This is a genomic window from Arcobacter sp. CECT 8983, from assembly GCF_004118855.1.
Classification (GTDB): Bacteria; Campylobacterota; Campylobacteria; order Campylobacterales; family Arcobacteraceae; genus Halarcobacter.
Window position 1 is genome coordinate 302,913 of the sequence record NZ_PDKF01000004.1, and the last position, 9,152, is coordinate 312,064.

The window sequence follows — 9,152 nt, forward strand, 5'->3', positions numbered from 1 at the left end:
GTTGGCTTTAAAAAGCATTGAAGTACAAGACAGAAAATTTAATATCTCATATGAGATAGTTAATCCTAGTCAAAAAAAAGATATAGTTATACTTCATGGTTGGGGTTCAAATAAAGAGATTATGAAACAAGCATTTGGTAATCTTTTACAAGACTTTAGGCATATATATATTGATATGCCTGGTTTTGGAAAAAGTTCAAATGATTATGTTCTTACTACAAAAGATTATTCACTTATTATAAAAAAGTTTTTAGAAGCTTTAAATACAAATGTCATAGCAATAGCTGGACACTCATTTGGTGGAAAAGTTGCAACACTTATAAATCCAGATAATCTAATCTTACTAAGTACTGCTGGAATTTTAGAAAAAAAGAGTGCTTCAGTTAAAACAAAAATCTTTTTTGCAAAAACCTTTAATAAACTAGGTCTTAGAAAGCTTACTAAATCATTTAGAAGTGATGATGTAAAACAGATGAGCCATGAAATGTATGAGACTTTTAAAAATGTAGTAGATGAAGACTTCTGCTATATCTTTTCTTCTTTTGAAAAAAATGCTATGATTTTTTGGGGGAAAGCAGATACTGCTACAACTCTTCCTTCAGGGGAAAAAATTCACAAACTTATCAAAAATAGTAGTTTTACAGCCTATGAAGGTGATCACTACTTCTTTTTAAAGCATGCAAAAGATATTTGTGAAAAAATTGAAAACGGATTAAAATAATGGAAATACTAGAATACTTTTATATATTTACACATGTTTTACTAATCATGTCTTTAGGTTGGTATTTAATTACAAACTTACAATGGTACAACTATAAGCTAGAAAGAGTAGTTTTAAAACATCACAAGTGGCAATGGCACATTACATACTTTGTCTCTCCTATTGTACTGTTTCATCTATTACCAGATCTATATTTTTCTATTTATTTTTATTTAATTTATATGACAAGTTTTGTTCTTTGGAATAAAAAACTAGATAGATCTTTAGTTTTAACTTCTAGAGTAAAAAGATTTTTAGCGGTACTATTGTTTATAACTTTTGCACTTCATTTACTTTGTATTTTAAGTGAATCTTGCCATGCAACGGCTATTTTTGTTCCTATTATTTTAACTCTTGCAGTTACATATTTAATGGAAAAAATGTTTTTTATTACATTTAAAAATAAAGGTAAACAAAGATTACAAGCTATTCCACAACTAAGAACTATAGCTATTACTGCATCATATGGGAAAACTTCTATTAAAAACTATTTATACCATGTTTTAAAAAGAAAATATAAAGTATATAAAACTCCAAGGTCAGTAAATACAATTGCTGGAATAGTTCTAGATGTAAATAGAGATTTACCACTTGATACACAAATATATATTGCAGAAGCTGGTGCTAGACAAGAGGGTGATATAGAAGAAATCACTATGTATTTGGAACCTCAATATTGTATTTTAGGAAGTGTTGGTGAGCAACATATAGAATACTTTAAAACTATAGAAAATATTATCCATACAAAAATGGAGATACTAAAATCACCAAAGATGGTAAGAGGTTTTGTACATGAATCAGTTCCTTTAAAACAAGATTATGCAGAGATTACAAAATTTCCTGATAATCTAAATGTTACTATGTCAAACCTTGATGGTATATGGTTTGATATTTTAATTGATGGGGAACAACAACATTTCCATGCTCCAGTTCTTGGAAGCTTTAATGCTATAAATCTTACGGCAGTTATTTTAGTAGCTTATGAACTTGGGATGACTATTGATGAAATCAAACTTGCAATAAAAGATTTACCACAAGTAGAGCATAGACTTCAAAAAATAGAAGCAGGTGGAAAGATTATCATTGATGATAGTTTTAATGGAAACTTAGAAGGTATGCTTGAAGCTATAAATATTTGTTCAAAACATGAAGGAAGAAAAGTTATTATTACTCCAGGATTAGTTGAATCAACTTCTGAAGCAAATATTTTACTTGCAAAAGAGATAAATGAGAAGTTTGATTTAGCAATAGTTACGGGAGAATTAAACTCACATTTACTTAGTTCTAATATTGATGAAGATAAAGTATTTGTATTAAAAGATAAATCAAAACTAGAAGATACTTTAGCATCAGTTACAAAAGAGGGTGATTTAATTCTTTTTGCAAATGATGCACCTAATTTTATATAAGCAGCTGCTTATATAAAATTAAATGAATAAGGAATAGTGAACAATGAATAATTACCATATCACATTAACTGCAAGCTATTCATTTATTTTTCAAGGAAAAATATAATGGAACACCTATACGCACCTTGGCGATACTCTTATGTTAGTGAAGAGAAAATAGAAGGATGTGTATTCTGTCATATAGCAAAAAATGTAGATGATGAAAAATATCAAGTTCTTTTTCATGATGAACTTTGCTATGTAGTTATGAATAAGTTTCCATATTCTCCTGGACATATGATGGTAATTCCATATTTTCATACAGACAAAATAGAAGAGTTAGAAGAAGAAACTTGGCTAAGAGTTTCTAAAAGAGCTAGACAAGCAGTGAAGCTATTAAAAGAAGTTATGCCTTGTGAAGGTGTTAATATTGGTATGAATCTTGGTAAAGCTGCTGGTGCAGGTATAGAACAACACGTACACTATCATGTACTTCCTAGATGGTTAGGTGATACAAACTTTATCTCAACTGTAGCAGGTGCAAGAGTTTATCCTGCCCAGTTTGATGAAATATTTGAGAAGCTTAAAGCTAATGCTTTAAAATACTTTGAATAAAAGGAGGGGAAAAGCCATCTTTTATTCAATCTCTACGTTAAATCTTAAAATTTAGTCAGTCATTTACAATAGTAAACTCCTTCATAAATTTTAATCTCTGTCTTAACCTTAAATAAAATATGACTTTTAGCATCTTTTGATATAATATAAAAAATTATAAAGGTAAAAAATGGATATAACTAAGTTAGTTAATGAAGTATTTGCAAAGTCATTAAATTCAATTATAGTTGAAGAAATAAAAAACTTTTCTAAAGAAGATTACTATATTGAGAACTTTAGAAAGTCTATATTGTACTTGAAATTGAGAATAAATACTCAAGCAGATGAGACAAAAGTTTTTATTAATGATAAATTAGAAGATTTTTTAAGATATACAAGTAGTAAAGCACTGATAAATAATTACAAAATAGAACTAATTGATATAATGAACTATTTTATTAATTTACTTGAAGAAAATGAAAAAATATCTATTTCTAAAGAGGAATTTTCAAATAGGTATGATAAGTTGATTTCAATGATGAATAGAGATGTAAATAAGTCAAATTTATCATTGTATACAAAAGAAAATAAAAAGTTTAGAATATTTAGAAAAAATACTTCTATTGTTATAAGGCCTGAAAGTGATAATAATAATCTTACTTCAAGTAAAGAAAATTTAATCAAAATTGCTTATGGTGAGAAAGAGAATAATTTAAAAGCATATACAACAATAATAATTGAAAAAATATTTGATAATTCTATATTTGATGAAATAGAAGGGGCTTCAAATGTTTTTGTAGATCAACTAACAAATATGGATGAAAAAAATCAACGTATAAATAAACTAGAAGAAGATAAAGATAAGTTATATGGTGAGATAAAACAGTTAGAAGACAAATTAAATGAAAATGAAGAATTATTTAAAGATGTAAAGTCAATGTATGAAAAATCTTCTTCTCTTGTTGATGAATATGAAAATGCAAAGGAGACGGTTCTAAGTGAATTAAAAGTTCATAAATCAACAAAATTCTGGGAACAACAAATAGCATTTTATACAAAGAGATATTGGATATATATAGGAATAGTTATTGTATTAATTAGCTTTTTATTGTATGGCATTTTTTATGTTGATAAACAGTTTGTCTCAGAGATGAATTCAGTTAGCCAAGAAAAGGTAGAAAAAGATATAGAATCAAAAAAAGATAAAAAAACTGATCATAGTCTAATTATTAAAAGTGCAGATTTAATAAAATATGGTTTTATTATTTTATTTATTTCTCTTAATGTTTGGATTATAAGAATAGTAATGAAGATAGCCTTAAGTAATTATCATTTATCGATTGATGCAAAAGAGAGGGTAACTATGATTAATACATATTTAGCACTTATGAAAGAAGGTAATACTCTAGAAGAAAATGATAAAAGAATTATGATTGAAAGTATTTTTAGACAAACAAATCATGGGATTATAAAAGATGAAAGTAGTATAACTGTGACAGATATAATATCTTCAATCAAAAAATAAAGTGACCTAAATGTTTTTCAAAAAGAAAGAATGCCCTATAGCAAAACTTGGTGAAAAAGTTTTAAGACAAAAAGCCAAAGAAGTAGAAAATATAAACTCAAAAGAGATACTAACTATTATAAAGAAAATGCTTGATTGTGTAAAATCAAGTAGGGGAGTTGGTCTTGCTGCTCCTCAAATCTTTGAAAGCTATAAAATACTTATAATCTCATCTCACCCAAATGATAGATATCCAAATGCTCCATTTATGGAAGATGAAATACTAATAAATCCAAAAATCCTAAGCAGGTCAGAAACTATAGAAAAAGATTGGGAAGGGTGTTTGAGTATTCCTGGAATTAGAGCTTTGGTTCCTAGACATAAGAGTGTAGAAGTTGAATACACAACCTTAGAAGGTACAAAAACACAAGTTGTATTTGAAGATTTTGTTGCAAGAATATTTCAACATGAATATGATCATTTATTGGGGAAAGTTTATTTAGATAGAGTAGAAACTCCTAAAGATATAATCTCAGAAGAAGTTTATTTCAAAACTATAAAGTAGCAAAGAGTTTAACTCTTACTACTTTAGTGTTCGCTATGTTCGTTAATCATAGTTTGTATTTTTTCTAAAATCTCTTTTGCTTGTTCTTCATCCATTTTTTCTTCATCAATTGCTAAAAGAATATTTTGAAGTTCTACTAAAAATGACTCCATATCTCTAACTTCTTCTAGTGTATCATCTGTTTGTTCATTGTTTTCAATAACTTTATGTAAATCTTCAACATAACTTTCAACTTCTGGTATCAAGGTATCATGAACAAGTGAATATAATTCTTTTTTTATTTCTGACATTTTGTCCCTTTTTTCATTTTGTGTATTGTATCTTTATATAGAGAATACTTAGGTTAACTTTATCCTAGGATGATATACTTTTAATTAAAAATTTCAAGGCATAAAATGACTACTAGAAAAATAATAAACGAAAAAATGAGTAGAATAGTAGAACACAATGGCACTATTTATTTTGCAGGAATTGTATCAGATGATAAAGAACTAGATATCAAAGTTCAAGCTAAAAGAGCTTTAGAAATAGCAGAAGAGAGATTCAAAGAAGCTGGAACTGATAAGCATCATTTACTTAGAGCAGAGATTTGTCTAAAAGATATTTATAGAGATTTTAAAGCTTTTAATGAAGTATGGAATAGTTGGGTTTCAGATGAAAAACCAGCACGAGCTTGTGTCGAAGCAAATATGGCAAGTCATAATACACTTGTAGAAATAATCTTCACAGCAGCAAAGAAATAGTCTTATAAACTTTATTAATCAAAAGATTATTCTAGGTTTAATAAAATAAATTATATATAAATTTTTTTTAAATATATACATTTATTTAGTATGATTTCATCATATGTATTTAAAAGGATACTTCTATGAAAAAAGATGTAATAGTTATTGGTGGTGGTATAGTTGGACTTATGTGTGCTTACAATCTTCATAAAAGAGGAAGAGAAGTTACAGTAATAGATGAAGGTACTATTGAAAATGCAACATCATTTGGAAATGCAGGTTTATTATCTTCTTTTGATAAAACACCTTTAAGTTATCCAGGTGTTGTTTCCAACACTTTAAAACTTATGCTAAAGGGACAATCTCCTGCAATCTTTCATCCAAGCTTAGACTTAAAACTTTATAAGTGGTTATATAGATTTGTTCAAAGTGCAAATGAAGTTCGTACAAAAAAGACAATGATGTTATTTGAAAAGTATGGTCAAATCTCAATTGATATTTATAAAGACTTAGTTTATAAAGAGGGAATTGATTTTGATTTTCACCATGACGGAATGTTATCTGTATTTACTCAAAAACATACTTACAAAGAAAAACTTGATAAATATAACTATATAGATGAAGAAGATAGATTTGAAATCTTTGATGATGCAAAGATAAAAGAGTATCTTCCTTTTGCTAATGATAAAATAGAAGGGGCAATTTTATTCAAAAAAAATGCACATATAGATCCCAAAAAACTAATGTTAGGACTTAAAAAATATCTGCAAAATCAAGGTGTTGAATTTATACTAAATGAAAAGATTACAGATATAAAATATGAGAACAACAAAGTAAAATATATTTATTCAGAAAATAAAAACTTCTATGAAGCAGAAACTTTTGTCATGTCAACTGGTTATAAAACCAACTTAGCTAAAAAAGCTAATAAAGAGTTGATGTTAACACCTGCAAAAGGTTATAGTATAACCTTTAGCATGCCAAAAGAGCTAAAACCAAAAACATCAACTATATTTAACGACTTATTTATAGTTATGACTCCAAGATTCAATGATGTAAGACTAACTTCAAAACTTGAATTAGGAAGTGATGACCCTGAAGTAGTTCAAAAACAAATAGATAGTATAAAGAAAAACTTCAAAGAGTATAGTATTCCTTTTGAAATGAAAGATGAAGTTACATGGAGTGGGTTTAGACCTTTAACTCCTAATGATATTCCTCTTGTTGGAAGAGATGAGAATTATTCAAATCTTATTTATGCTATGGGCTTAGGTTGGCTTGGTATGACATTTGCACCATCTATTGGAAATATTATTGGTGATTTAGTTGAGCATAATCAAAAAAATGCACACAATGATGATATTCTTTTATTTTCAGGATTTTATCAATATTAGATTTTAATAATACCTTTTCGATACCATTTTTTATTATACTTTTTTTTATTAAGAGGTGTAATGATGAATGGAAACAATATAAACTTAATGTATGTAGAAGATGATGTTGTAGTAAATGATACCATTACAAGTTTGTTACAAAAGCTTGGATATACTGTATATAACTTTTTTAATGGAGAAGATGCATACAACTATTATGTAGATAATAAAATCGATTTAGTTATTTCAGATATTGATATGCCAAAAATAAATGGTATTGAGCTAGTAGAAAAAATAAAAGCAGTAAATACAAAAACACCTATTATCTTTACAACTGCAATTAGTGATGAAAAATACCTACTTGATTCTATTAATTTAGGTATTGATTTATTTATGAAAAAACCAATTGATTGTGGTGCTTTAAAACAAAATATTGAAAAAGTTTTAAAACCATACTTCTTAGAACTAGAAAATGAAGCTAAAGAAGAAAAAATAAAACAACAAGCAAAAGAGATACTTATAGCAAAAACAGTCTCTATGATTTCACATCAATGGAGACAACCTCTATCAAAAATAGGTTCTATTACAAGTAAAATAAGAGTTTATTCTCAAATGAAAAAACTTACTGAAGATATTTTAATTACAAACTTAGAAAAAATAGAAAGAGAGAATATCTATCTTTCATCAACAATAAATAAATTTAATAAGCTTTTAGAAAAAAAAGATATTAGAGGTTTTTCATTAAAAGAGTTACTTGAAGATATAAATAAAGATGAAATATCTATTGATATGCAAAACAATGTTTTTATTAAAAGTGACTATGAAGAGTTTAAAAATATATTTGAAAGTATATTAAAAAACTCATATGAACAGTTTGATAAAAATAAGATAGAAAATAGAAAAATAAATATAACAACATTTCAAGATGATGAATTTTTTTATATAAAAATATGTGACAATGCAGGTGGAATAGATGAGGATATTTTAACTAATGTATTTGATTTATACCATTCTGATAAATCGTTAAATGGTAGAGGCTTAGGACTTTATTTATCTAAAGTGTCATTAACACTTTTAACAAATGGCGAGATTAGTTTAGAAAATATAGAAAATAAAAATGAAAATGAAAATGAAAAAGGGGTTTGTGTAAGAATTAAAATACCTACTATGTATGTAAGTTAAACTTACACACTAGCTTTATAAAACATAATAGCTGCAACAGCCATAAAAAATATACCAAGAAGTATTAGGTTTGTTGCTTTCTCTTTTCTAATCTTTTCTTCATCTACTTCAAAAATAGCAACAGACTTTAAAGCACCGTTATCAATATAGTGAATAAAGGTATAACCTTTTTTTGAGTATTTAGCTCTGATTTTTTCTAACTCTTTTTCTCTTTGTTCTTTTGAAAATCCACCAACAACAATCTGCTTTTTCATAATAAGAATATTCCTTAAAAGTTTTTTTGGATTATACAATAAGTTAGATGATAAAAAAGAGGATTCTTTTCTAAATCTTTTTATTTAATAATACTATTAAAAGGCAAATAATTATAACTATTTGCCTTTTTTTTCTGGTGCTTTTTGAGTTTTTTCTTTTGAATCAAAAGTTGATTTGCTATGTTCTACTGTAAGTCTAATTCTATTATCTTCTATACTAACCTTCCCAGTTTGATTGTTTGTTACTAATGTTTCTGGTATTGAGCCTGGACTAGCAATAATAGGTCTTTCATTTTCATCATCTGCCATAATTATCCTCCTTTCATAAGATAAATATTTACATAAAAAACTATAGCAAAAAAGATAGAAGTTACTGAAACTATTGTATATTTAGTGGCTAATCCTATTTTATTAGCTCTTTTTTTTATAATTAATGAATTGTTTTTAAAAGCAATATCTATACAAGTATTCATATCATATAATGCTTGAATTCTTTCATTTTTATTTTGAGGAATTTTTTTTATATTTTCTAATGGGATTGTTCCAAAAGATTTCGCTCTTCCATCTGTTAATGAAAATAGAATATGAAATATTGAAATGAAAGAAAAAATAAAAGGAATTGATAAAAAAATTATTCCTACTTGTTTCCCCAATAACGTAATTGTAAATGCTAATATTGAAGAATTAAGCCAAAGAATTGTTTTCATTAAGTTTTTTTGTGTTGGAATAGTAGAAGTTAATAATATATCCAAATCTTTTCTTTTTGATTCAAAATATAGTTTAAGGTTATCTTCAAATGCATCATTA

12 protein-coding genes are annotated in these 9,152 nt (G+C 26.6%); 8 read left to right on the forward strand and 4 right to left on the reverse strand.

Annotation, left to right across the window (positions count from 1 at the left end; genetic code table 11):
* Window position 1 precedes the first annotated feature (1 nt).
* The 5 genes from CRV01_RS04290 to def all read left to right on the forward strand — a co-directional run bounded on the left by CRV01_RS04290 (window position 2) and on the right by def (window position 4,811).
* Window positions 2-721, forward strand: coding sequence for an alpha/beta fold hydrolase (locus CRV01_RS04290; RefSeq protein ID WP_129007009.1), 720 nt, complete (start codon window positions 2-4; stop codon window positions 719-721).
* Window positions 721-2,169 carry a UDP-N-acetylmuramoyl-tripeptide--D-alanyl-D-alanine ligase gene (locus CRV01_RS04295; RefSeq protein ID WP_129007010.1) on the forward strand — a complete coding sequence of 483 codons (1,449 nt, stop codon included), beginning with the start codon at window positions 721-723 and terminating at the stop codon, window positions 2,167-2,169. The genes CRV01_RS04290 and CRV01_RS04295 overlap by 1 nt, the downstream gene beginning before the upstream one ends.
* 105 nt (window positions 2,170-2,274) lie before the next feature.
* On the forward strand, window positions 2,275-2,763 hold the full coding sequence (locus CRV01_RS04300; protein WP_129007011.1) for an HIT domain-containing protein: 489 nt from the start codon (window positions 2,275-2,277) through the stop codon (window positions 2,761-2,763).
* 169 nt (window positions 2,764-2,932) lie between these two features.
* Window positions 2,933-4,267: a DUF6161 domain-containing protein gene (locus tag CRV01_RS04305; protein ID WP_129007012.1), complete on the forward strand. Its 1,335-nt coding sequence runs from the start codon at window positions 2,933-2,935 to the stop codon at window positions 4,265-4,267.
* A gap of 10 nt (window positions 4,268-4,277) precedes the next feature.
* Complete coding sequence (gene def / locus CRV01_RS04310) at window positions 4,278-4,811, forward strand: peptide deformylase (protein WP_129007013.1); 534 nt, start codon at window positions 4,278-4,280, stop codon at window positions 4,809-4,811.
* A gap of 23 nt (window positions 4,812-4,834) precedes the next feature.
* On the opposite strand, the gene CRV01_RS04315 is transcribed toward def, so the two are convergent.
* Window positions 4,835-5,101, reverse strand: coding sequence for a hypothetical protein (locus CRV01_RS04315; protein WP_129007014.1), 267 nt, complete (start codon window positions 5,099-5,101; stop codon window positions 4,835-4,837).
* Window positions 5,102-5,206: 105 nt separating this feature from the next.
* Between CRV01_RS04315 and CRV01_RS04320 the strand changes: the two genes are divergently transcribed.
* The 3 genes from CRV01_RS04320 to CRV01_RS04330 all read left to right on the forward strand — a co-directional run bounded on the left by CRV01_RS04320 (window position 5,207) and on the right by CRV01_RS04330 (window position 8,091).
* A complete protein-coding gene (locus CRV01_RS04320) occupies window positions 5,207-5,554 on the forward strand; it encodes a RidA family protein (RefSeq protein WP_129007015.1) in 348 nt (115 codons plus the stop codon).
* Window positions 5,555-5,679: 125 nt separating this feature from the next.
* The gene (locus CRV01_RS04325; RefSeq protein ID WP_129007016.1) at window positions 5,680-6,930 is read left to right on the forward strand and encodes an FAD-binding oxidoreductase; all 1,251 of its coding nucleotides are present in this window, start codon (window positions 5,680-5,682) and stop codon (window positions 6,928-6,930) included.
* 63 nt (window positions 6,931-6,993) lie between these two features.
* Window positions 6,994-8,091, forward strand: a complete 1,098-nt coding sequence (locus CRV01_RS04330) for a response regulator (RefSeq protein ID WP_164970011.1) — start codon at window positions 6,994-6,996, stop codon at window positions 8,089-8,091.
* Window positions 8,092-8,093: 2 nt separating this feature from the next.
* Here CRV01_RS04330 and CRV01_RS04335 read toward each other — a convergent pair whose 3' ends face one another.
* From CRV01_RS04335 to CRV01_RS04345, 3 genes are all read right to left on the reverse strand, one after another.
* Window positions 8,094-8,345, reverse strand: a complete 252-nt coding sequence (locus CRV01_RS04335) for a hypothetical protein (protein ID WP_129007018.1) — start codon at window positions 8,343-8,345, stop codon at window positions 8,094-8,096.
* A gap of 117 nt (window positions 8,346-8,462) precedes the next feature.
* The gene (locus CRV01_RS04340) at window positions 8,463-8,654 is read right to left on the reverse strand and encodes a hypothetical protein (protein WP_129007019.1); all 192 of its coding nucleotides are present in this window, start codon (window positions 8,652-8,654) and stop codon (window positions 8,463-8,465) included.
* A 2-nt stretch (window positions 8,655-8,656) separates the two neighbouring features.
* Window positions 8,657-9,152 (reverse strand): hypothetical protein (locus CRV01_RS04345; protein ID WP_164970012.1); only part of this gene is annotated, 496 nt, incomplete at its 5' end.

Bases quoted from the DNA above. Each gene is read 5' to 3' on its own strand.
- CRV01_RS04295 (WP_129007010.1), top strand. From the start codon at position 721: ATGGAAATACTAGAATACTTTTATATATTTACACATGTTTTACTAATC.
- CRV01_RS04300 (WP_129007011.1), top strand. From the start codon at position 2,275: ATGGAACACCTATACGCACCTTGGCGATACTCTTATGTTAGTGAAGAG.
- CRV01_RS04305 (WP_129007012.1), top strand. From the start codon at position 2,933: ATGGATATAACTAAGTTAGTTAATGAAGTATTTGCAAAGTCATTAAAT.
- def (WP_129007013.1), top strand. From the start codon at position 4,278: ATGTTTTTCAAAAAGAAAGAATGCCCTATAGCAAAACTTGGTGAAAAA.
- CRV01_RS04315 (WP_129007014.1), bottom strand. From the start codon at position 5,101: ATGTCAGAAATAAAAAAAGAATTATATTCACTTGTTCATGATACCTTG.
- CRV01_RS04320 (WP_129007015.1), top strand. From the start codon at position 5,207: ATGACTACTAGAAAAATAATAAACGAAAAAATGAGTAGAATAGTAGAA.
- CRV01_RS04325 (WP_129007016.1), top strand. From the start codon at position 5,680: ATGAAAAAAGATGTAATAGTTATTGGTGGTGGTATAGTTGGACTTATG.
- CRV01_RS04330 (WP_164970011.1), top strand. From the start codon at position 6,994: ATGAATGGAAACAATATAAACTTAATGTATGTAGAAGATGATGTTGTA.
- CRV01_RS04335 (WP_129007018.1), bottom strand. From the start codon at position 8,345: ATGAAAAAGCAGATTGTTGTTGGTGGATTTTCAAAAGAACAAAGAGAA.
- CRV01_RS04340 (WP_129007019.1), bottom strand. From the start codon at position 8,654: ATGGCAGATGATGAAAATGAAAGACCTATTATTGCTAGTCCAGGCTCA.